This window comes from Leptolyngbya sp. FACHB-8, from assembly GCF_014695575.1.
Classification (GTDB): Bacteria; Cyanobacteriota; Cyanobacteriia; order Elainellales; family Elainellaceae; genus Vacuolonema.
This window is the reverse complement of record NZ_JACJOO010000056.1, coordinates 29,427-53,494: the sequence shown is the minus strand read 5'-3', so window position 1 is coordinate 53,494 and position 24,068 is coordinate 29,427. Positions and strand designations below refer to the sequence as shown.

Sequence of the window (24,068 nt, the reverse complement as noted above, 5' to 3'; positions counted from 1 at the left end):
CGATCGCACGCAAGTGTACTTAATCGCTGGGTTCGCTCAAGGTTCTGTTGCCTGGGCCAATGCTGCTAGAAAAATTGATTGCCCGCCCCCAGAGACCCAGCGAGTGATTTACCACACGCTGCCGCCAAGGAGTTTGTCATGCTGATTACCCAACAACCTGTATTTCGCCGCTTCTGGTACCCCGTTATACCCATAAACCAGTTAGCGGAGGGCCCCAAATCCTTTACCCTGTTACAGCAAAAGATTGTAGTTTGGCTAGATGCTGAGGGCAAACCTGCTGCTGCGGAGGATCGGTGTTGCCATCGCACGGCTCAGTTGTCTTTAGGAAAAGTAGTGGATGGCTATATTGCCTGCCCATACCACGGTTGGCAGTTTGACGGTTGCGGCACCTGCGTTCACGTCCCCCAGTTAACTGAAAACGAGCCAATTCCTCAAACCTATCAAGTCAAAGCCTTCCACTGTGCTGAGCGGTATGGGTATGCCTGGGTATGCCTGGACGAGCCACTGATTCCGATTCCCGAAATCCCCGAAGCGAGCGAAGCAGACTTCCGGCAGGTGCATGAGTTTTACGAACCCTGGAAAGTTGCGGGCTTACGGGTTATGGAAAACGAACTGGATTTAGCCCATCCCACCTTTGTCCATACCACGACCTTTGGTAGCGCCGATCATCCCATACCCGATGACCTGAAATTAACCGAAACAGAATGGGGATTGCACGTCTTTGGCGTGCTAGGGGTGGTTAACCCAGAACTCCAACAGCAAAACCTCAAAATGGAAAATCGTGATACCGTCCGGACCCTGGACATGGACTGGTATATGCCTTTCACCATTCGCTTGCGAATCAATTATCCCAATGGCCTTTCTCACATCGTTGTCAACACCATGACCCCCATCGACGATGGCACCTCACAAATGGTGCAGTTCGCTTTGCGCAACGACACGGAGGCTGACACCCCAGCAGCCGATGTGATCGCCTTCGATCGCGCCGTTACCTTGGAAGACAAGACTATTCTCGAATCTACTGATCCCGATGTGCCCCTGCGAGCAGCCCTTGAGCAGCATATGATGACGGACAAACCTGGTTTGGTGATGCGCAAGAAAATTGCTGCGCTGCTCAAAGCCCATGGCGAAGTTGAGCAAACACGTCATATCCATCGTATGGGTGATTTAGAGGCCGAAAGGCTATCGCTAGAAGCAACGGTTTCTGCAGGAAGAGGATAGAAGGCTATGAGAAGGTGTTAAAGGCTCTTATGGCAACAGGAAAGGGCAAGGACAGGATGTAAGTCCGCAACCGGTAAGACCCAACAAGACCCTTCTCTGGATACTGCCCCTCAGCTTTCAGGTCTTCACTTCCCTGCTTCTCTACTGCCTTACCTGCCCTACGACTCTTTATCTCCTGCCTTCTGGCTTCTTTTCAAAACCCGTTATATGCGGTATCTGTGAAGCGGTAATGGTATTAACCATCCACATATTTATCCTTATCACGGGTAAGGAGCATGAAACTCGAAGATGATGTTATTCAGCCCGGGCCAGGTGCACCGCAGACTGGCTTTTGGGGGGCGATCGCTCGTTATTTCAACTTTAACCAGTATCAAACCAACTTTCGCACCGAAACGTTGGCAGGTCTGACAACGTTCATGACCATGGCTTATATCCTGGTGGTGAACCCGCTGATTCTGTCGGATGCCATTTTTCTCAATCAACCGGGCGATTTATTTGCCCAAATAGTCTTTGCCACAGCGGTTGCTACGGCTATCGGGACAGCGTTAATGGGGCTGATTGCTAAGTATCCCTTTGCCATGGCCCCTGGGATGGGCATGAACGCCTACTTTGCCTACTCGGTTGTTTTGGGTCTGGGTATTGACTGGCGCATGGCCCTGGCAGCAGTGCTTGTGGAAGGGCTGATCTTTATCGTGTTGAGCGTAACCGGGGTGCGTCGGCAGATCATCACGGCCGTGCCTGATGCGATCAAGATGGCAACCACCGTGGGCATTGGCTTATTTCTGGCCTACATTGGCCTGGGCAGTCTTCCCGATGTCGGGGGGGCTGGAATTATTGTCGCAAATGAGGCTACGAAGACCGCCTTTGGCAGCCTGCGTCAACCTCAAACCTTGCTAGCCGTATTGGGAATTTTATTTACCGTGTTCCTGATGGTACGCCGGGTACGAGGAGCATTGCTGTGGGGCATTTTAGGAATTGCGATTTTAGGTTGGGTATTGGGAGTGGCAGCCCCTCCTACGGCGATCGCGGCTCTTCCAGTATTTCCAACGGACCTCTTTGGGCAAGCCTTTGTGGGGCTGGGGGGAATCAACGCTGGCAACTTCTGGGATTTTGTGGTGGTAACCCTGGTGTTTCTATTTGTGGATATTTTTGACACGGTGGGCACCTTGACAGGAGTTGGCACCCAGGCCGGATATATTACACCTTCTGGAGAATTACCCCGCGCAAATCAAGCCCTGTTATCAGATGCGATCGGTACGGTTGCTGGATCAGTGCTCGGTACCTCTACCGTGACCACCTATATTGAGTCGGGTGCAGGGGTTGCCGAAGGTGGACGCACAGGCTTTACGTCTATCGTGGTGTCACTCCTATTTCTGGCCGCTCTCCTGTTTTCTCCGATCTTTCAGGCAATCCCGGCGTTTGCTACAGCACCTGCACTCCTTTTAGTAGGTGTTCTGATGATGAGTTGTGTCACTCGCATTCGTTGGGACGACTTGGGGGAAGCCGTTCCATCGTTCCTGACGATCTTCTTGATCCCGTTCAGTTTTTCTATTGCTGAAGGGCTATCCGCTGGGTTCATTACCTATCCGCTGATTAAAGTTTTTCAGGGCAGAGGGAGAGAGGTTCCAGTTGCGACATGGGTACTGGCGGTCATCTTTTTCATTCGGTTCGTCTTCAAGACTTTTGAGCTTGGGTAGGAAGTGATGCTGCATTTTCACAGCTCAAAAGAGAGCCCGATTGAAGTAGCCTGATCTATGCTTCAGAAGCCGGAGTTCTTTGAGGACGTCGGCTTCTAGCCTCCTAAAAACCGGGGATCTGAGGTACTCAAATTTCGCTGATGTCAGTGCTAACGTTTTCAATATTTCTATTCAGGCCAGCGTACCCGATAGCAATTCACTTGGATGTATTTTCCCAGCAATTCTCATTTTGAAATCAGGCCCGAAAACCGCGCGCCTTTGGCGCGCGGTTTTCGGGCATCAAAGCCAAGAGTTCACACCCTACGGGCGTGAACTCTTGGCTTTGATGCCCATACTGAGAATTGCTGGTATTTTCCTGACAGAATGGACAATTCTTGTTTGATACTGTAGACCCATGGCATGACCCGGATGCATCATCCATTCATCCGGGTCATGCCAACATTGGGTATTAAGCTTTAGAAATTTGGATTCACGTTTCAGGTTTTCAAAAAGTATTTCTTATCCTTCCTCATATTTTTACTAATACTTCAAGGTTAATTTTCATCAGTTACTTCAGCTTCTTCCACACCTTCAGCTTGATCACTCATTAGTTGTTTCATCCTATGACTTCCTCCAGTTCTCCTTCACCTTTCGCCATTCGTGGTGCATTTCTAGATCTGATCCAAGATCCTTTCCTGGTGGATGAAACTGAGTGTATTCGTTATATCCCGGATGGTTTATTGGTTCTAGAGAATGGCCGTATTCAAGCACTGGGAGCCTATGAAAGTTTGTGCCAGGACTACAGGCGTTTGCCTGTCGTGGATTATGGAGATCGCCTCATCATTCCTGGCTTGATCGATAGCCACGTCCACTACTCCCAAACAGAAATCATTGCTTCCTACGGTGCCCAACTGTTGGATTGGCTGAATACCTACACGTTTCCCGCTGAGAGAAAATTTCAGGAAGCCGCCTATGCCGAAAAGATTGCCAACTTTTTCCTCGATGAATTGCTACGTTATGGCACCACCTCTGCACTGGTATTGACGACAATTTTTCCGAAATCAGTCACCGCCTTTTTTGAAGCGGCCCACCAGCGTAATATGCGCATGATTACCGGGCAAGTGCTGATGAGCCGAAACGCCCCTCAGTACCTGCTAAACGATGCAAAAGTTGCTCAGGCCCAAACACGGGAACAGATTCAAACCTGGCATGGGAAAGGGCGGCAGCTCTATGCCATTACCCCCCGCTTTGCCATTACCTCTACTCCAGAAGAGTTGGAATTAGCTGGGGAACTGAAAGCCGAATTTTCAGATGTGTACGTTCACACTCACCTGTCGGAAAATCACGCCGAGATCGCCTTTACGGCTGAGCTATTTCCCGAAACGAAGGATTATCTAGAGGTGTACGAAAAATTTGGGTTGGTCAGCGATCGCTCCATTTTTGCCCACTGTCTGCACCTGAGCGAGTCAGAATTTGAGCGTATGGCAGAGGCAGGAGGGGCGATCGCCTTCTGCCCCACCTCTAATCTCTTCTTGGGCAGTGGTCTGTTCAAGCTGGATCATGCTCGCGCGAGTGGCATCCGGGTTGGTTTAGCAACGGATGTGGGGGGCGGGAGCAGTTTCTCCATGTTTGCCACCATGGCAGAAGCTTATAAAGTGATGCAGCTTCAAGGCTACAGCCTATCGCCCTTCAAGTCCCTCTACCTGGCAACTTTAGGAGCCGCCCACAGCCTTTCTCTAGAGGACAAAATCGGCAACTTTGAGGTGGGCAAAGAAGCAGATTTTGTCGTGCTTGATCGGCAGGCAACGCCGCTGCTGGCGCTTCGCAATGCAGGCCCCCTCCCGCAAACCGTGGAGGCTCTGGCCAAGCAACTCTTTGCCTTAATCGTGTTAGGAGACGATCGACTGGTTGAGGCGACCTATGTAGCCGGTGAAAAAGCATGGGCGAGGGCAGAAGCCTAGAGCCGGCAGTCATTTCCTTTAACGCGGCTAAACCTGCTCACGACACTGTTCATACTCAACCCTTCCATTTTGGAGCCATGTTTTAAGGGTGTTCTGGGGGTTGTGGTGTAAGGGGCACTTCGTGCCCCTTACACCACAACCCCCAGAACACTAACCATTTGGAGTGCCGCGCGTTACATAGCACTCCAAAACGTTTTGGATGAAGTGCCTGGGAATAAGCTCTAGGCTCTTCATTCAAAGCAGCCAAACCGAACAGAGCTATCGCTATATTGATGGATATGAATTTGAATTACGTCGTACCTAACCCTCTTTCAGATTGGCTTCCTGCGGCGATCGCCGTCCTTCCGGTTGCAGAATCGGGGAGCAAAGAATCTCTGGCACAAGTTGCCACAACCCTGACCATTCTGCTGCTTGTAGCGACCGGAGTAGCTCTGCTATCACGCCGGTTTCGAGTCCCTTATGTAACGGGGCTTGTGCTGGCGGGATTAGGGGTAACCCAACTGCTCCCTAACCCTTTACATCTAGATTCCGCGCTGATTCTAAACTTGCTGCTTCCCATTCTGCTATTCCAGGCCGCGATCAATACCGACGTCAGCCGATTGCGGAGCACCATTAAGCCTATTAGCCTGCTGGCTGGCCCCGGCGTAGCACTCGCGGCAGGCATTACCGCAACGGTGCTCAAATTTGCTCTCAATCTGGAGTGGATTCCAGCATTGCTGCTGGGAACGATCTTGGCCATCACAGACACGGTTTCTGTCATTGCCGTGTTTAAGGAAGTATCCGTTCCCAGCCGCCTGACGACCATTGTGGAAGGGGAAAGCCTCTTTAATGACGGAGTCGCCCTCGTTCTCTTTAGTTTGATTCTGGAGGTTTATACCCGAGGCTCGGTTACGGTGCTCGCCGGGCTTCAGCAGCTTGTGGTCGTGATTGTGGGGGGAGCACTCGTAGGACTGGCGATCGGCTCTTTATGTGCTGTCCTATTTGTGTCCCTCTCTGACGACCCTCTAAGTGGAATTTTATTGACAGTAGCGGTGGCGTTTGGGACGTTTCAGGCAGGCCATGGGCTTCAGGTATCAGGGGTGGTCGCGGTAGTTGTAGCGGGGCTGACGGTAGGCAATCGAGGCTTAAACCAATCGGTATCGGCTTCCAGCAAAATTACCCTGCTAAATTTCTGGGAATATGCCGACTTCTGCGTTAACACCTTCATTTTTTTGCTGATTGGCCTGGAGGTCGAGCCCCGTCTATTGTGGAATATTATTCCGTCCATTCTGCTGACAATTCTGGCCTATCAGGTCGGGCGGGTTCTCTCGGTATACCCACTCCTTGCAATTTCAAACCGCTTTGATTTGCCTATTCCCCTGCGATGGCAGCATGTGTTGTTTTTGGGGAACATCAAGGGGTCACTCTCAATGGTTCTCGCCCTGAGCCTACCGGCCTCGCTGCCCGGACGCAGTGATCTGATTGCTCTGGTATATGGGGCTGTTTTTGTCTCCCTGATTGGTCAGGCACTCAGCCTTCCCTGGTTGGTCAAACGGCTAAATATCGCAGCTGTGTCAGAATTCCGTCAACAAATTGAGGCCTTGCAATCGCAGTTGATTGCAGCTAAAGCAGCGCAGAACGAGTTGGCCGTGCTCCACGACACAGGGGTACTTCCGAAGTCTGTCTATGAGGAAATGCGTTCTAGCTACCAGGTTCAGGTGGCAGAAGCTGAGAAACAGCTGCGAGACCTTCATAACCGTCGAACCGATCCCCTCATTAGTAGCCAGGGTGGTGCCTCCAAGCTTAATGCGGTGCGACGGCGACTTTTGATGGTTGAGCGCGGCGCACTCAACGACGCTATACGGAAACGAATTATTTCTGAAGAAGTGGTTACACAGCGCTTGCGGTCGATTGATGATCAGTTGTTTAGACTGGAGGACGAATAAAATCTAGGCGCTGTTCTAGACGTGTGGTTAGTTGTTGTGAGAGAGGGTTTCTAGCAATTCAATCAAAAGATGCGACTCATGTTCCACGTACTGGGTAAGCGGGACGTAGAACATGAGTCGCATCTTTTTTGAGTGCGTTGTGGTGTGCTTTGCACACCACAAGAACGCGCAAGTCCTAAAGATATCGAATCCGGTTAAATAATCACCAAGGTGGTTATCCAACCGAAGGTTCTATAGCTATCTGGCGATCGCCTCAATTCAAAATGCGGGTTGCCGGAAGACATTCTTGCAGAAAATCAATCACGGGGTGCAAAGATTCAGGTTTAGTAGCCACCAGAACAGTAGACTCGGGCTCTAGAATGGTTGCGCCGTTAGGCACCATCAAGTTTAGGTGGGGATGGGGTTGATAGCCAATAATCAGTGAGTTGGAAGGGAAGCGGCTGTCCTGGGCAATTTCAGCAATGCTGCGCCCGATGACATGACACGCTGAGGGGATAGCCAGTTTCAGCACTTCGATTTGCCCCTGTTCAAAATGCATCATAGATTCTACCTGGGGGTATTCCACCGCATTCACCATAGTGGATACAGCCAGATCTACCGTGCTGATAATGCGGTGAGCTCCCGCATGGCGTAAGGGTTGTTCAAAATCCCGGTGGCGCATCCGAGAAATGATGTGGGGTACATCGTAATGCCGCGCCAGGGACACGATCGCCAAATTCAACGCATCATGGCGCAGCGCGGCACAGACCACATCCGCTTTTTGAATGCCTGCTTCATTCAGAGCTTCAGTGCTGACGGCACTCCCTTCAAATGCCATGACTCCCAGTTGGTCGCGAGCGCGGCGACAAGCTGCTGGGTCAATGTCAATCATGGCAACGGTATGGCCTAATTTGACCAGATTTTGTGCCAAAGTCAGGCCAATTAGCCCGGCCCCTCCAATCAAAACGTACATAGCTCTCCCCAGTTGTTTTCTTTACTGTATGCGGTTGCCACAGGATTTAGGGCAATCGAAGATACTGGAAAGGCCAATGGGTGCCCCTTCCAGTATGCGTGAGGACAGACCTCAGACTTTGTGTAATAACCCTTTCACTTCCTGCACGACCCGCTGCTTACTGGCGGTTAGATGACTACGGATAGCCATCGTCGCTGTTTCAGCGTTACGTTGGGCGATCGCTTCATAAATCCTTCGATGCTCCTCGCGGATATCCAGCACATAAGGGTTGTGCTGAGTTGTTTGTACCCGCAACAGCGTCATCTTATCGAACACCTGATCCAGTAAATGGGTCAGCCAGCGATTCCCTGATGCCTCGGCAATATGGCGATGGAACTGGCAATCCAAATCTAACTGTTGCAACGAAGACAGTTCTTTACCGGGTTCCTGTTGCTCCGCCTCCAGAACCAGGGCATAAATGTCTTTTAACTGGATCTCCGTAGCATATTGACAGGCTCCCATGACCGAGAGGGCTTCCAGAGCAATGCGGCAGTCATAGAGTTGCTCCGCATCTTCCACCGAGATAGTGACAACCCGTAACCCACCTCCCTGGTCATCCGTGACCAGCCCCTCCTGCTGGATCTGGCGGATCGCCTCTCGCAGGGGAGTGCGGCTGACCTTCAGCCGCTCGGCCAATTGAGTCTCTACCAACCGTTCCCCCGGCATTAACTCTCCCGATAGGATGCTGGCTCGCAAGGCTTCATAGGTTTGGCTGTGAAGCGATTTACCGCGCCGGACAGATTGCAGGCCCAACAGAATAACTCCTTGCGTGCAGGGGACTAAGGGATATCAAAAGTTTAGCTTCCCCGATAGGTGCTGTAACTCCAGGGAGACACAAGCAGGGGAACGTGATAATGGGCTGTGGCATCGGCAATGCCAAACTGAATCGGGATTCGATCTAAAAAAGCAGGGTTCATCAACTCAGTTAGGCTAGCAAAGTAGTCTCCCACAGCAAAAACCAACTCATAGCGGCCGACTCGAAAGGCGTCATCGCTGAGAAGAGGAGCATCGGTACGCCCATCAGCATTGGTGACCACAGTCGTGAGCTGGGTACGAGAACCGGCTTCATCAATCTCCCATAGCTCGACAACAATTCCCGCCGCGGGACAGCCCCGAGCCGTATCGAGAACGTGAGTCGTTAATTTTCCAACCATGGTTCAGGGGAAAGGGGCGGAATCGGCTTGAGTAGCGGTAATTTGGAGCAACACGTTACTTCAATCACCGTTACTCAAGATTGAATACTAAAGTGTATCCCTTGAACGGCTAGCCTGAAAGAGTGCGGGTTTATCTTCGGGTTTAATTTCACAACGGCGACGCCTGACCTCTTGCACCAATTCTGCCGAGGGCTGACGCAATTCTTCCGGGGAGCCGGGATGCAACCGTCCCAAAAACAGGTAGCTGGCTAAACCAAAATATTCGCGCAGGGTCAGGATAGAACGACGGGCACTGCTGATCTTTCGCGACAGGTCAATCGGATGCGGAATAACGGTGAAGCCTCGCCCCCGAAAGGTTAGATAGGCCCGTAGCATGTGAGGGCGATCGCTCACCAAAATAATCTTTTGAATACCGTGAGGCCCTAGAAGGACGGAGGTCGCGTAGGCTTCATCCTTGGTGGTGCGCCCGCAATAGGTACCATTTACCTGAGCCAGGGAAACGCCATAATCATCCAAAGCATCCGCAACATATTGGAAGTTACCACGCCCGGTGATAAACAGGTTAGGGGCACGTTTGTCTTGCAGCAATTGCAAGGCAACAGGGTAGCGATCGCCCCGCTCATACGCTCCCCGTCCGAGCACCACAATGGCGTCAGCGCTCTCCCCCGTATCGGGTGGCACCAGGGCCATCAGGAGCCCCTCGGTGAGGGCAACGACGGGTGGAGAAATCACCATCCAGTAAACCGCCAGGGTGATAATTAACCCCCGCAAAATTTGCCTCCGGAGAGCTGGATAGCTCCCTAGCACCAGCAAGGCCATAGCAAACAGCAGAGCCAGGCTGACAAACCGTGGACTAATGAGCAGGTCGTAAATCCCCCAATTCAGGCTAGACCAGTTTCCACCAATAGACCGTCGCAGGGTTTCCATCATTCAAGCGGTTGTCACATGATACCAGCACGTCGCCTTCAATCTAACCTGGCTCTTTTCCTGAGCGAATGCCCATCACTTACCAGTTATGAACTTTTGATAGGGCCTCCCATATTGTAAAGATTAGATAAGGATAGAGGCCGACCTGGCACTAGTAGGCCACGGCCTAAGTTTGCAACCTATGTTTTTGTGTGGGGTGCTTCGCACTCCACACAAAAACATAGGTGATGGATTTCCGCCTCAGCGTACTAGTAGGCCACGGCCTAAGTTCGTCACCTATTTTGGTGTGGGGTGCGAAGCACCCCACACCAAAATAGGTGATACATTGACGCCTCAGCGTACTAGCCATAAAGGAATAAGCAAGACACCCGGTGTTTTTAGAAACACCGGGTGTCTGAGATGGTTGAGCGATAATTCGCTGATAAACCAGCTATTTCTGAAGGGAAAGGAAAGAGGCCATGGCAGGGAAAAGGCCGGAGGGGCGATCGCCCGAAAGCCCTGTCAAGGCTCCCAAAGCAGCACTCACCAGACGTGAGGGTTGTAGGTCATCCTTCACCAATTCCCACAGCCGCTGCACTTCATCAGTGTGCAGGCGATCGTCCTCAATCAACGCTAGCAACAACTGACGACGCAGATACAAACCCTCCTCAGAAAGCAAGTATTGCAGCCCCAGCTGAGCCGTAGGAATGAGATCAAAGCTGGAGTCCGTACGAGCAATGGAAATTAAGTTTTCCAGGCGATGCCATTGGAACTTGCCATCTTTGAACAACAGTTCAAACAGACGACGGCGTAGCTCAGGCGTTTCCCCAGTCAGCAGACGGCGAGCCACGTAGGGATAAGCCACCTCCAAAATCTTGAAGGACGGATTGAGGGAAAGTGCTAACCCTTCCTGCGTGACAAGGGAGCGGATAATTAAGGCAAATTTGGCGGGCACTCGGAAGGGATAATCATACATCAACTCCGAGAACTGATCCGTGATCGTCTTGAAGTTGAAGGCACCTACATTCCTGCCGATCGCATCTCCCAATACTCGCTCCAGGGCAGGAATGATAGGAGTAATGTCAATGTCGGGGGTCAAAAAGCCCAACTTGACAAAATCAGCAGCAAGGTCAGAGTAGTCCTTGTTAATGAGATGGACAACAGCATCCACCAAGGTTTCCTTAGAATCCTGGCCCAATTGGTCCATCATCCCGAAGTCAATATAAGCCATGCGGCCATCCGGCATGGCGAACAGGTTGCCGGGGTGAGGGTCAGCGTGAAAGAAGCCAAACTCTAGCAATTGCCGCAAACCAGATGTAACGCCAATTTCGATCAACCGATCGGGGTCGAGGCCAGCAGCCCGAATTTTCTCAAAATCATTGAGCTTGAAGCCATCAATCCACTCCAGGGTCAGCACATGGGTAGCGCTGTAGTCCCAGTAAATACAGGGGACTTTAACCTGGGGGTCGTTAGCAAAGTTGCGAGCGAATAGTTCGGCGTTGCGACCTTCGTTGCCGTAGTCAATCTCCTCGAAGAGCTTGATACCAAATTCATCCACAATCAGGGTCAGGTCATGGCCCAGATTGAGGGGCAGCCAGGGCGACAGCCAACTGGCCATCCAGCGGATGAGGAACAGGTCTAGCGTCAACGTTGGTAACAGATTGGGACGTTGCACTTTGACAGCAACCTCTTCCCCAGAAAACAGCTTGGCCCGGTATACCTGGCCTAAACTGGCGGCCGCTACTGGATGCGGTGAGATTTCGCTGTAAATTTCAGCGATGGGCCGCTCCAGCTCTGTTTCGATGATGTTGAAGGCGATCGCATTGGGAAAGGGCGGCAACTGGTCTTGCAACTTGACCAGTTCCTCCAGATAGTCTTTGCGAATCAGGTCAGGGCGGGTGGAAAGTGCCTGCCCAACCTTAATGAAGGTGGGGCCTAACCGGGTGATCGACTGGCGCAATTGCGCAGTGCGGCGAGGTCGATTTGCTTCAGTTTGACCGAACCAGTCATCCAACTTGAGGGAAACGACAAAGCCCCCCAAATACCAAAGGATCAGGAACATACGCCACAGGCTGAGCCAAGGGCGGCGGCTGTAATAGCGGGCGATCGCTTCGGAATCGTAGCGCTTGAGCCGACTTAGAGGGAAAAGACTCACGCTGGAAATATCCTCTCAAACCATGAACCTGAACTGTGTTCACAGACGTCAAACCTGCTGTTACCTGCCGGACGAAGAGAGCGAGTTATCGCAGTCTCTTAATACGATCGCAACCAGAGCAGGCTTGAGCGGGCTTGAGATACAGCTGACTTACTCAGGCAGCTGATGGCATCTATTAACCATCGTATAAGAAACTACACTTAACTAAACCAAAGCTTTCGCAAAAGTTAACTATTGTAACCATAGAAATACGGATTAGCTCGGCCCCAAAATTTATCCTTTTTGGGGGTTGAGCCAGCTGAAGCTTAAGAACTCTAATCCTTACGATCACGTCTCCCTGGCCTCGCAAACTTGCGCTTATACTCGCGTGTGGAGTTCCGCGTTAGGCTCTCGAACATGTACCTCAACCAGACATGTTCCTACCATAGATTTACCTCATCACCTTTAGATTCCTCCATTTGGGCAGTTCTTAAGATATTGGCCTTTAGCTATCTCTATTTAAGAGACCACTTAACGGCTATTGCTAGCGTCTTCAAGGGAAACCCTGCCTACTTGGCAGGCACGTCTTTATTCACCCACGAAGCTACCTTCAGTAAGGTGCCCTAAATTACCTATCTTTTCGCACAGACTGGGTTGACTTAGCGAAAGCTTTCGGGCGGTTGCCATGAAAGAGGTGCTGCACAGATCGTTGCATGACGAAGCCGCTCAAGGGTGCATCCCAACTTTTGCGGGTGAGGCAGGCTTCGCCTCACCCGCAAAAGTGGGATGCACCCGCCGCTTAACAATTCGCGCAGGACGTCTAGAGAATTGGGCCAGAGAGGCGAACTTTTGCAAAACCTTAAACACCCCATTACTTGCCATTAATGCAGCAGCGACCGTCCCTTAACCCTACATCTGTAGAGTCTGGATCTGGGTGGGTATGCCTGCTCGTTCTGGTGGCCCTCAGAAGATGAACTCGATAAGGCTTGCGGCTTGAACAGCAGAATACCCCCGCGTGACAGGTAAGGGGCCTTTTCAGGGTTTCCCTGAAATGATGGTTTGTTACACCAAAGCCCCGACTAATAGCTGCATTCATTGAGTTGAGAACACATCCAGATTTTATGACCCTCAAACGTAGACATTTCCTGGCGTTCCTGGGTGCCAGTGCCGGTTCCGTTGCACTACAACCCCTGGTTCAAAATGGGGCTTTTTTGCGAGGTGCTCCTGCTGCAGCTGAGTCAATCTCTGCGGAGCTTCCGTTTACCCCGATCAAAGGGGCAATGCCTGTAGCAACCGATGGGGTTGCACCGTTCCGACAAGCCGTGGAATATAGCAAGTTTGCAGTACAGGATGATGTCGTACTGCCGGACGGCTTTACCTATGACATTGTTGCAGCCTGGGGTGACCCCGTTGGAGATTCACGGTTTGGCTACAACAGCGATTACATCTCTTTTCTGGAGACGGCTCCCGGTGAAGGGTACCTGATCAACAACCACGAGTACATCAGCGCTACCCCCTGGAACGAGACCTACGAAGAGGTCGTTGGCAAATCCATCCCTATTGCTGATATGGTTGCGGTCTCAGAGGCAGCGGGGGAGGATGGCATCAACGCCTTTGGTTTGGCTGACAGCGATCCCTTGAAGGGGAAAATTGCCGAGTATTGCAAAGAGGCGTTGATTGATATTGGGCTCTCGGTCATCTCTGTGCAGCGGAATGCAGAGGGTCGTTGGGTGCGCACAAATTCCAATGCCGATCGCCGGATAACCGGTATGTCTGGGCTGGAAGATAGTCGTTATTTGAAAGCGACCGGGCCAGCAGCAGCGGTATTTCGGAAGACCAGCGGTATCGGTTATATCGATAGCCTGGGCGATCGGATTGTGGGCACACTCAACAACTGCTCTGGTGGTACGACACCCTGGGGAACGGTGCTGAGCGCAGAAGAGAACTTCCAGGACTTTGTACCGGAACAAATCCATGCTGATGGGACCTCCTTCGATCCCGCCAAGAAGGCCTTTTTGGTTGGCAAAGAAGGTATTGACGGCCTGGGTAATGTCTTTGGCCTGGCAGGGAACAAATATGGCTGGGCTGTGGAGATTGACCCGGCAAACCCTCGTGACTTTGGCACCAAGCACTCCTGGTTGGGGCGCTATCGCCATGAAGGGTTTGGCATTCGGGCAGAAGCGGGTAAGCAACTGGCGGTGTATGGGGGGTGCGATCGCCGTGGTGGCCATGTCTACAAGTTCGTTAGCACAGGCACCGTCAGCGACCCCACCAGCAAGGCCAACTCGCGTCTGATGGAAAGTGGCATGCTTTACGCTGCCAAATTTAACCCAGATGGCACAGGCAGCTGGATTCCCTTAAAGGCAGATACTCCTGTTAACCCCGAACTGCCCAGCATCCATGTCGGTGGCATGATCACCCTGCCTAATCGTCCCGATGGCGGCACGATGAAGGTCGAGGATGATGGAGCGATCGCCACCTACAAATCCCAATTTCCTACGCTAGGTGCTCTCTACACAGGTGCCCCTGAAGAGGTGCAGGGTGCCATCCTGATTGACGCACACTTCGCCGCCAATGCCGCCGGGGCTACCTGCACAGCCCGGCCCGAAGACACCGAACTGGCTCCTGATGGCACTCTATATATTGCTTTCACCTCGGGTGCTCCCAGCGGCAGCGACGGCAGCCCCAACAAACTGGTATTCCAGGCGCCCAATGGCGAATCTGAATGGGAGTATGGCTGGATTGTCAAGCTGGTAGAAGCTGACCCCGCCTCCATGACGTTTCGGTGGGAAAGTATGGCCCTGGGGGGCGAACCCGCCGAGGGAGGCGCAGGTTTTGCCAACCCCGACAACCTGGAGTTCGACAGCAAAGGTAACCTGTGGATGGTAACGGATATGTCGAGCGATCGCCACAACAAGGAGATCACCAGCCGTGTGGATGCTGAAGGCAAGGCCATCAGTCAATCCAATCTGCGTGGCCTTTATGGCAACAACTCAGTGTGGTACATTCCCACATCTGGCCCCAACGCTGGCGAGGCCTACCTGTTCGGCTTTGGCCCTATGGATTGCGAAATGACGGGGCCGTTCTTTAGCCGCGATCAGCGCACTCTGTTCATCTCGGTGCAACACCCGGGAGAAATTAATGGTCGACGTCAGGATATGGCGACCGCAACTCGTAAATTTGCCATGAAGACCACTGCAGGCGAAGAGTTTGCGCAGGAGCGGGAGGTGCCTGTCGGGTCGAATTGGCCCGGAAAAGGCCCCAATAATCCACCTAAACCTGCCCTAATTGCAATCAGGCGTACAAATGGGCAAGCCCTGGTCTGATAATCTAGAGTTCGATCATTGACAAATTCAAGCTGGGGGGTCGTCCCTGGCTTCTCTAAGCTTCTCAAAACTCAAAAAGAGACTCTCTGCGTGAATTGCTGTGTGGCTTTGCTACACAACAATTCATGTCTTTGTCAGTGAGGCGCATCCTCATATTGGATTTGTGTCTCTGCTCTACGTGAAAATCCCTTAACTCGCACTCAAGTTACTGAATACTCAGATGTTCATCCTGGTGAATATTAGCGATCGCCCGTTGCAAATCCGAATTATGTAACCAGCCTACAAACCCAGCGTATCGGCATGTCCCTTCGGCATCGGCAACAAAGACGTGAGCCACCCCAAATACGTTTGTCCAGGTGCGCAACGTCCCCCCATTCTTCAGATGGAAGAGAACCTTGCTTTTCGCAAAATCCCGCATATGGCCATCGGTCATGCCGGGGACCGCATGTAACCGATGAATCACGTCATCTAACACGACCGCCTCTCCCACCTGGAGCCCGACCCAGAACTCGCGGATAGTCGCAGCCACACTGGAGTGGCTGCGGAGAGCGGGATGGGAAATCCCTGGGAGCCGCACAAACTGGGCATGTGGAAAGCGGGTACATTCCACAGGAACGACTCCATCGCTACCTCCGTCCAGGTCGCCAGCAATAATCAGGGTGGGCACTATGGCAGCAATGTGGGCAGCAAGCGCCTTCCGGTTCTTGCCCAAATCGCCTGCAATACCAACCCCGACTTGTAATGGATCGAGGATACGGCCTAAATCAGCACCACCCACCGGCGACCCCACCAGCACGAGAGAATGCACATTGGCGCGCCAGGAGGGATTGCGGTTCAAAACTTCCAGCCATATCAGCCCGCCCATGGAGTGCCCCACAATCCGCAAAGGAATACCAGGATGACGGGCCATGGTGGTTTGGGCGATCGCTTCCACTTCCTGAATGAGCGGGTCAATCCGCAACCAGGTTTGTACGTAGTTGAGGCTGGACGCCACCACTTCTGTACCGGGGATAGCGAGTTGTTCTCCTAATTTCAGCATGGCCCGGTTGTCATCGGCCCAACCATGCTGCAAAAACAAAATTACGTTTGGCTCCCTAAAAGGCATGAATTATGGGTGTCATGAATCAACAGGTCGTGCGAACCTTGGCAAGCTTATACAGCATCTCTAATCAATTTGGTGAGGTACGAGAGATAGATATGGGATGGCATCTCACATCTATCTCTCGTACCTCACCGGATCAGAAAGGGTTATATGACGCAAGTATAGCGATGCCCCCCAGGGGTTAGGATCTGTTTGAAAGGATATTTTTTCGTATGCGAAATGCATAGAAAAATTAACCTTATGGGAGGTTCTACAACACACCTCTGTAACGCAGCAGAGCCTTACAAAATACTGCCAGCAGAGGCTAATTAACTCAATTCAACTCAACTTCATAATGCTGTGCGAAGCTTCGCACAGCATTATGAAGTTGAGTTGAATGATGTTTACCGATTGATTGCCAGTGCCGTGTTAGTTGAGAAATCAGGAGCGCGTGGAACACTGCTCTTGATTTCCTAACTAACACGACAGGGCTACGTCAACGAGGAAAACAACGATAAGGCATGCTAAAACCCACCCCTGATGCCATCCATGCATCCGTTTCCTAGAGTGTATTGCTCTCTTTGTGATCTCATGAGGCCAGTGGGCATATTAAACATAAGTGGCTAACTCATCCCTGATTCCTGGTTGGCTAACCTTCTCCTCCCGCAATCATGTCCAACGTACGCCCTTGTTACAGTTTTCAGGGTAGTGTCAATGCTTTTCAGGCTTTGCCAGCGACCCCGTTTACAATTCTTGTGGTGGATGATTCTGCGGTCGCCCGTGCGACATACATCCAGTATCTAAAAGCTGCCAGTGACGTTCCCTACCACTTTCTGCAAGCAGGCACCCTGGCTGTAGGGCTTGATCTATGGCGATCGCACCATCCCGACATAGTGTTACTGGATGTGCGGTTGCCTGATGGGGATGGATTACAGTTTCTCGAGATGGTTGGGGCGGAGCCATCAGAGCGGCGATCGCCCGTTATTGTCTTAACGGGGCATGGCGACGAGCGGACGGCAGTCAGAGCGATGAAGCTGGGAGCCGCTGATTATTTGGTAAAAGGGGATATTACATCCGTTTCCCTCTACACCTGCATCAATCAGGTACGCGAGCATACAACTTTGATGCGGCAACTGCTGCGCTCGCAACGGCAGGAGGCATTGCTGGCTGATATCGCCTCCCGCACTCGGCAACATCACGACATCACCGAGATTTTGAGCGCGATCGCCCACGACACCCGCGAGTTTTTGAAAAGCGATCGCATCCTCATTTACGAGCTCAGCCCAGATGGCAAGGGGGAGATTGTTGCAGAAGCGATTGCCACTCCCTGGGCCTCATGCCTGGATACGCCCCGCATTGATTTATCCTTTCCCGATGACCTGAGTGCAGCCTGTCAGGAGGGCAGTCTCTTCGCAGTTGCAGATATTGATCTGACCCACCTATCGGGAGAGCATGTTCAACGGCTGCAAGAGGCGCAAGTGCGGGCTGCTGTGGTGATGCCAATCCTGCGACCACCCAAAGTTAATCAACCCTTATGGGGGTTGCTAATCGTTCATCAGTGCACATCTCCACGATGCTGGGACGAAAGTGATGTCAGCTTTCTACAACAACTATCTGTGCAGTTGGCGATCGCCCTCCACCAAACAGAACTGGATCGCTCCCTGCAAACCTTGAACGCATCTCTGGAACAAAAAGTAGAGGAGCGCACCCAAGAATTACACGCTGCTTACCAGCGGGTCAACCAGGAACTGGAGGAGCGGCGGCGGGCAGAAGCAGCCCTAGAGCAGCTTGCCCTGGAGAGACAAAAGACCCTCCTTTCCCTGCAAGAAAGCGAACAGCGCTATGCGACCCTGGCTGCCAGCGTTCCGGTGGGTATTTTTCGTACCGATGCGGAAGGGAATTGCATCTATGTCAACCAACGCTGCTGCGAGATTACGGGCCTCCTTCCCGGCTGTTCCCTCGATTTCTCCTGGCATCGAGGAATTCATCCAGACGATCGCGAGAAGGTAGTCACCGAAGCGGCTCGCGCCTTTCAGGAAAGCCGCTCATTCTTGATGGAGTATCGCTTTCTGCACCCTGATGGAACCGTGCGTTGGGTACTGGTGCAGATGGAAGCCGAACAGGATACCTCAGGGCATATCACCGGGTACGTGGGCAGCCTGACGGATATTAGCGATCGCAAACAAAATGAAGAGACAGCGCGCTTGCTAGCAGCCGTGGTGGAATCTTCTGATGATGCCATTATCACCAAGACGTTAGATGGCATAATTACCAGCTGGAACGCTGGAGCTGAACGTCTGTTTGGGTATACCAGAGCGGAAGCCGTGGGACAACCCATTTCTATGCTGTTTCCGCTGAAGCCTCAAGACGAGGAGCCATCCATCAGCGAACGACTCCAACGGGGCGAGCGAATTGAGCATTTTGAAACGGTTCGTATTCACAAAGATGGGAACCCGGTGGAAGTTTCCATTACCGTTTCACCATTAAAAAATGAAGCAGGTCGAATTACAGGAATTTCAAAAATTATTCGCGATATCACCGAACGCAAGCGTTGGGAAAAGGCTCTACAGGAGAGTGAGGCCCATCACCGAGCGTTGATCGACGCATTGCCTGATTTGATTATGCGGATCAATGGGGCGGGAGTTTACCTGGAGTTTGTAGCCACCCCTAACTTCGATATTGTGGGTAATCTACCCAAGATGGTCGGCACCCATGTCTTTGAAACCTTGCCACCTGAAGCAGCCCAGAAACGGATGGAGGCTGTTCAGCGGGGCTTAAAAACCAAGACGGTTCAGATATATGAACAGGACCTTTCCATTGACGGGAGAACCCAGGTTGAAGAAGTCCGTATTGTTCCTTACAACGACAACGAAGTATTGGCGTTGGTTAGAGATATTAGCGATCGCAAACAAGCCGAGCTGGCCTTGAAGCAAAGCGAAGCCCAGAGCAGCGCCATTTTAAAGGCAATTCCTGACTTGATGATGCGGTTGGGGATAGATGGCGTCTATCGAGCATACATGACCCAATACCAACAATTGGATGTTATTCAGAAGGGGGTCAACCCTATTGGCCAATCGATGCTGAATTTGTTGCCTCCGGAGATGGCCGAACGCCAGTGGCACTATTTGAATCAGGCTGTACAAACCGGTGAGTTGCAAATTTATGAGCAGCAAATTCAACTGGGCGATTACCTCCAGCACGAGGAGGTGCGGGTCATTAAAAGCGGCGACGATGAAGCTCTATTTATGATTCGGGATATTACCGAACGCAAACGCACAGAAGCCGCCCTTCAGCAGAGTGAACAAACCAATCGCACTATTGTTGAGAGCATCCCTGATCTCCTCATTCAGATGGACTGCGAGGGGCGTTACAGCCGCATGCTAGGAGGCAGCGGGGTGCGGGTTAGACAGCCGGACTGGTCAGCGACAGAACCTGAAATTTTCAACGTATTGTCCCAGGAGCTAGCAGAGCAGCGGCTTTACTACGCTAACCGTGCTATTGAAACCGGGTCTTTACAGGTTTACGAGCAGATATTCAACACGGGTAGTGAATCCATTCACGAGGAAGTTCGAGTTGCCCCGCTCAATGAGCGGGAAGTGCTGATTATTATTCGCGATATAACCGATCGCAAACGCGCAGAAGCAGAGCGATTGCAAGCCGAAAAGGCACGCGTAGAGCTCCATTTGCTTGAACAAATTCTTGATGTGGTCCTAGCAGGCTATTGGGATTCTGATCTGGTGAACCAGCAAGAATACCTCAGCCCCGGGTTCAAGCGAATGTTTGGCTATACCGATGAGGAACTACCCAACCTACCTGGGATATGGGAGACCCTAATTTTTCCCGAGGATTTGCCAGGAACCCGGGAGTGTTTTAAGCACCATGTTCAAAGCCGAGGCGTTATTCCCTATTACAACGAGGTGCGTTACCGCCATAAGGATGGCTCAACCGTATGGGTAATTTGTTCGGGCCAAGTCATTGAATGGGATGCTGAGGGTAACCCACTCCGGATGATTGGTTGCCACATTAACATTAGCGATCGCAAACAAGCCGAAGTGGAACGGCAGCGGTTGATTCAGGAGTTATCTGATTTCAAATTGGCCCTGGATGAAGCGGCGATCGTTGCCATCACAGATGCCCAGGGAGTGATTACCTATGTCAACGATCGCTTCTCTGCCATCTCCGGCTACTCCGAGGAGGAATTGATTGGCCAGACCCACAGTCTGGTCAACTCGGGCTACCATCCTCCAGAATTTTTCCGAGATCTATGGAGTACGATTGCCCAGGGCGAGATTTGGAAGGGCGAGATTTGCAATCGTGCCAAGGATGGCAGCCTGTACTGGGTGGAAAGTACTCTGGTTCCATTTTTAGATGCCCAAGGTCAGCCGTTTCAATACCTCGCCGTTCGCTTCGACATTACCGATCGCAAACTGGCCGAAGTCACCATTCAACAGGAAAACGCCTTCCGCCAGCAAATTGTTGAAAACATGGCAGAAGGGCTGTGCGTTTGCCACGCTCTTGAGGAGTTGCCCTATCTTCGTTTTACCGTCTGGAACCAGCAAATGTTCCAGATCACAGGCTACACCCAGGAGGAAATCAATACCCTGGGATGGCACATCCTGTTCCCCGATATGGAAACCCAAGAGCAGGCGAGGACTCGCATGACCCGCATGCACGAAAACGACTTCCTGATCGCGGAGGAATGGGACATTCAGCGGCAAGACGGGCAGCGACGCACCATTGCCATTTCAACCTCACTCCTCTCCAGCAGCGAGGGACAGCTCTACGTGCTGGCGTTGATTCAAGACATCACCGCGCGCAAACAAGCGGAGAAGGCATTGCAAGAGTCTCAACAGTTCATTCAGACAGTCGTCAATACTGTTCCGCTCCCCCTGCTTTGGAAGAATCAGCAGTCTGTCTTTTTAGGCTGTAATCAACAGCTCGCTAAAACATTGGGCTTGCAGTCTCCAGACGAAATTATTGGCAAAACAGATTTTGATTTTTCACCAACCCCGCTCGAAGCAGAAGCCTACCAGGCAGCTGATCGTTGGGTCATGGAGGAGGAAGAGCCCAAACTGGGTATTGAAGAAACCTTGACCCTTCCCAATGGGGAACAGCGGTGGCTTGAAACTCATAAAGCCCCACTGCGAAACTGGGCCGGCGAGGTGGTCGGCATTGTGGGCATGTTTCAAGACATCACGGCTCGCAAACAAGCAGAGGCAGAACTGCAACGGACTAACGAGGAACTGGCCCAAGCGACGCGCTTAAAAGATGAATTTCTCGCCACCATGAGCCATGAGTTACGCACCCCACTCAACGCCATCTTAGGGATGACCGAGGGATTGGTTGAAGCCGTTTTCGGTGAAATCAATTCCCAACAGCTCAGGGCAATTCAAACCATCGAACGCAGTGGTCACCATCTGCTGGAGCTGATCAACGACATTTTAGATATTGCCAAAATTGAATCCGGGCAAATGGAGCTGGACTGCATTCCAACAGCCGTCACACCTTTGTGCAATGCCAGCATGGCATTCTTCAAGCAACAGGCAGAAAAGAAGAAGATTGATTTGCTTCTCAATCTGCCCTCCGACCTCCCTTACCTATGGGTTGATGAGCGCCGCATTCGGCAGGTTTTGATCAACTTGCTCAACAATGCCGTTAAATTTACCCCTGAGGGAGGGCAGATTACGTTGGAGGTGAGCCTGCAAGAGGGGAAAACCTTGGGCGATCAATCTCAGAGATTTTTGCGGTTAGCTGTCACTGACACCGGAATTGGAATTTCTCCAGAAAATATCGGTAAGCTCTTTAGACCGTTCATACAAATTGATAGTGCACTCAACCGCAAGTACGAGGGAACTGGGCTGGGGTTGGCGCTGGTCAAGCGGATTGTTGAACTCCATGGCGGGCAGGTACGCCTGACCAGCGAGGTCGGAGCGGGCAGTTGTTTCACGATTGATCTGCCTTGTGTACCATCGGCAGCTTCTGGGTCCGAAAGCGCAACAAGCCGGAAATCCATGGCAGCCACCTTTGTCCCAGACGCAGGCCCACTCATTCTATTAGCAGAAGATAATGAGGCCAATATTGGTACCATCTCAAGTTATCTACAAGCGAAGGGCTATCGGATTCTGCTGGCTAAACGTGGTCAGGAGGCGATCGCCCTCGCTCAGGCCCAGTCTCCCGATTTGATTCTGATGGACATTCAAATGGCAGGGCTAGACGGACTGGAAGCCATAGCGGCAATTCGCCAGACCCCTCGTTTGAGCAGTGTGCCGATCATTACAATGACGGCTTTCGCAATGGAGGGCGATCGCGATCGCTATCTCGCGGCCGGGGCCAATGACTACATCACCAAGCCCATCAAGCTAAAGCAACTGGTAGAGGCGATCGCTGACCTTTTAGTGCCTCATGGAGATGACCTATGAAGCAGCCTTATATTTTAGTGGTCGATGACGAAGCAGATAACTTTATGGTCATCGAGGCCCTCCTGAGCAAGCAGGATTACGAATTACACTATGCAGCCGGTGGAGAGGAGGCGATCGCCGCTCTCCATGCCTGTCTCCCGGACTTGATCTTGCTGGATGTCATGATGCCTAGAATCAATGGCATTGAGCTGTGCCAGCACATTAAGTCGAAACCCAAATGGCAGGCCATCCCCATCATTATGGTTACGGCGTTGAACTCGAAGGCAGACCTGGCGCGGTGTTTGGCGGCCGGTGCAGACGATTTTATCAGCAAGCCCGTAAACTCGATTGAACTACGGGCTCGGGTTCAATCGATGCTACGCATTAAACACCAGTATGACGACCTGCAAACCCTCTTGAAGTTGCGGGAAGACATGGTCAACATGGTGGTTCACGACTTGCGAAATCCGCTCAGCAGTATTCTTTTTGGGCTGGATGTTCTCAGAACTGCCGGGTATCCCCCCGAAAAGCAGCAAGCGAAGCTCTCACAGATTCATGGTTCAGCTCAAGCATTACAGGGGTTGATTGATGACCTGCTCAAGATTGCGCTGCTGGAGTCGGGAAAAATTTGCCTGAACTGCACAGAGGTGGATATGGTGGCGCTGGTGCAGTCAGCGGTCTCAAATTTTGAGGCGATCGCAGCCCAGAAAAAACAATCTCTTGTCAGCCATCTGCCGAACGTGCCGCAACAAACGGTGTATGCGGATCCGGCCATTATGCACCGGGCCTTGGATAATCTCATCTCCAACGCCATCAAGTTCTCTCCCCGCCAGGGCGAAATTATGGTGAAGGTAGACTATCCATCTTCAGGGCATTGTCAAATTCAAGTCATCGACGCTGGCCCGGGGGTACCTGAGGGCTTGCAGCAAAAGATTTTCGAGAAGTATGAAGTAGGCACACTGATGCCAGATGTATCGCAAATTGGCTTGGGCCTGGCCTTCTGCAAAATGGTAGTAGAAGCCCACGGAGGCAAAATTAGCGTCCGCAATAATGAGCCTAAAGGTGCCATTTTTGAAATTACCCTGGCAGCATTAGCAGCATGATGCAGGGGTGGTATGGCGCGTGAAACGCGCCATACCACCCCTGCATCACTTACAGCGCTTTGCGCTTGAATCAGCCACGGTTGTTTTTGTGAGAGCCGAACTCAGAGCGGCTCTCACAAAAACAACCGGATTTTAAGCGATTGAAAAGCGCTGTATGAAAAGCATTCAGATGTGTGAGCCCTGGAGCGATGC

13 protein-coding genes are annotated in these 24,068 nt (G+C 51.9%); 7 read left to right on the top strand and 6 right to left on the bottom strand.

What is annotated here, in order from left to right:
• The first annotated feature begins 138 nt into the window (after window positions 1-138).
• From H6F91_RS13810 to H6F91_RS13795, 4 genes are all read left to right on the top strand, one after another.
• Window positions 139-1,221 (top strand): aromatic ring-hydroxylating dioxygenase subunit alpha, encoded by a 1,083-nt coding sequence (locus H6F91_RS13810; RefSeq protein ID WP_190770078.1) that lies wholly within the window; start codon window positions 139-141, stop codon window positions 1,219-1,221.
• Between the two features lie 275 nt (window positions 1,222-1,496).
• Window positions 1,497-2,918, top strand: a complete 1,422-nt coding sequence (locus H6F91_RS13805) for an NCS2 family permease (protein WP_190770077.1) — start codon at window positions 1,497-1,499, stop codon at window positions 2,916-2,918.
• A 602-nt stretch (window positions 2,919-3,520) separates the two neighbouring features.
• On the top strand, window positions 3,521-4,858 hold the full coding sequence (gene guaD, locus H6F91_RS13800) for a guanine deaminase (protein WP_190770076.1): 1,338 nt from the start codon (window positions 3,521-3,523) through the stop codon (window positions 4,856-4,858).
• Between the two features lie 374 nt (window positions 4,859-5,232).
• Entirely contained in the window at window positions 5,233-6,783 is a 1,551-nt protein-coding gene (locus tag H6F91_RS13795; RefSeq protein WP_347280036.1) for a sodium:proton antiporter, read from the top strand.
• A gap of 253 nt (window positions 6,784-7,036) precedes the next feature.
• Here the strand turns inward: H6F91_RS13795 and H6F91_RS13790 are convergent, their stop codons facing one another.
• The 5 genes from H6F91_RS13790 to H6F91_RS13770 form a co-directional block, all read right to left on the bottom strand.
• On the bottom strand, window positions 7,037-7,735 hold the full coding sequence (locus H6F91_RS13790) for a TrkA family potassium uptake protein (RefSeq protein ID WP_190770074.1): 699 nt from the start codon (window positions 7,733-7,735) through the stop codon (window positions 7,037-7,039).
• Between the two features lie 111 nt (window positions 7,736-7,846).
• The gene (locus H6F91_RS13785; protein WP_190770073.1) at window positions 7,847-8,527 is read right to left on the bottom strand and encodes a GntR family transcriptional regulator; all 681 of its coding nucleotides are present in this window, start codon (window positions 8,525-8,527) and stop codon (window positions 7,847-7,849) included.
• 44 nt (window positions 8,528-8,571) lie between these two features.
• Window positions 8,572-8,928 (bottom strand): hydroxyisourate hydrolase, encoded by a 357-nt coding sequence (gene uraH, locus H6F91_RS13780; RefSeq protein WP_190770072.1) that lies wholly within the window; start codon window positions 8,926-8,928, stop codon window positions 8,572-8,574.
• Between the two features lie 87 nt (window positions 8,929-9,015).
• Window positions 9,016-9,858: a YdcF family protein gene (locus H6F91_RS13775; RefSeq protein WP_190770071.1), complete on the bottom strand. Its 843-nt coding sequence runs from the start codon at window positions 9,856-9,858 to the stop codon at window positions 9,016-9,018.
• A 427-nt stretch (window positions 9,859-10,285) separates the two neighbouring features.
• Window positions 10,286-11,989, bottom strand: a complete 1,704-nt coding sequence (locus H6F91_RS13770; protein WP_347280035.1) for an AarF/ABC1/UbiB kinase family protein — start codon at window positions 11,987-11,989, stop codon at window positions 10,286-10,288.
• Between the two features lie 1,100 nt (window positions 11,990-13,089).
• On the opposite strand from H6F91_RS13770, the gene H6F91_RS13765 reads away from it, so the two are divergent.
• Window positions 13,090-15,294: an alkaline phosphatase PhoX gene (locus H6F91_RS13765; protein ID WP_190770070.1), complete on the top strand. Its 2,205-nt coding sequence runs from the start codon at window positions 13,090-13,092 to the stop codon at window positions 15,292-15,294.
• 205 nt (window positions 15,295-15,499) lie between these two features.
• Here H6F91_RS13765 and H6F91_RS13760 read toward each other — a convergent pair whose 3' ends face one another.
• Complete coding sequence (locus H6F91_RS13760) at window positions 15,500-16,399, bottom strand: alpha/beta hydrolase (protein WP_190770069.1); 900 nt, start codon at window positions 16,397-16,399, stop codon at window positions 15,500-15,502.
• Window positions 16,400-17,046: 647 nt separating this feature from the next.
• On the opposite strand from H6F91_RS13760, the gene H6F91_RS13755 reads away from it, so the two are divergent.
• The gene (locus H6F91_RS13755; RefSeq protein ID WP_190770068.1) at window positions 17,047-22,794 is read left to right on the top strand and encodes a PAS domain S-box protein; all 5,748 of its coding nucleotides are present in this window, start codon (window positions 17,047-17,049) and stop codon (window positions 22,792-22,794) included.
• Window positions 22,791-23,876 (top strand): hybrid sensor histidine kinase/response regulator, encoded by a 1,086-nt coding sequence (locus tag H6F91_RS13750; RefSeq protein WP_190770067.1) that lies wholly within the window; start codon window positions 22,791-22,793, stop codon window positions 23,874-23,876. The genes H6F91_RS13755 and H6F91_RS13750 overlap by 4 nt, the downstream gene beginning before the upstream one ends.
• Window positions 23,877-24,068 lie beyond the last annotated feature (192 nt).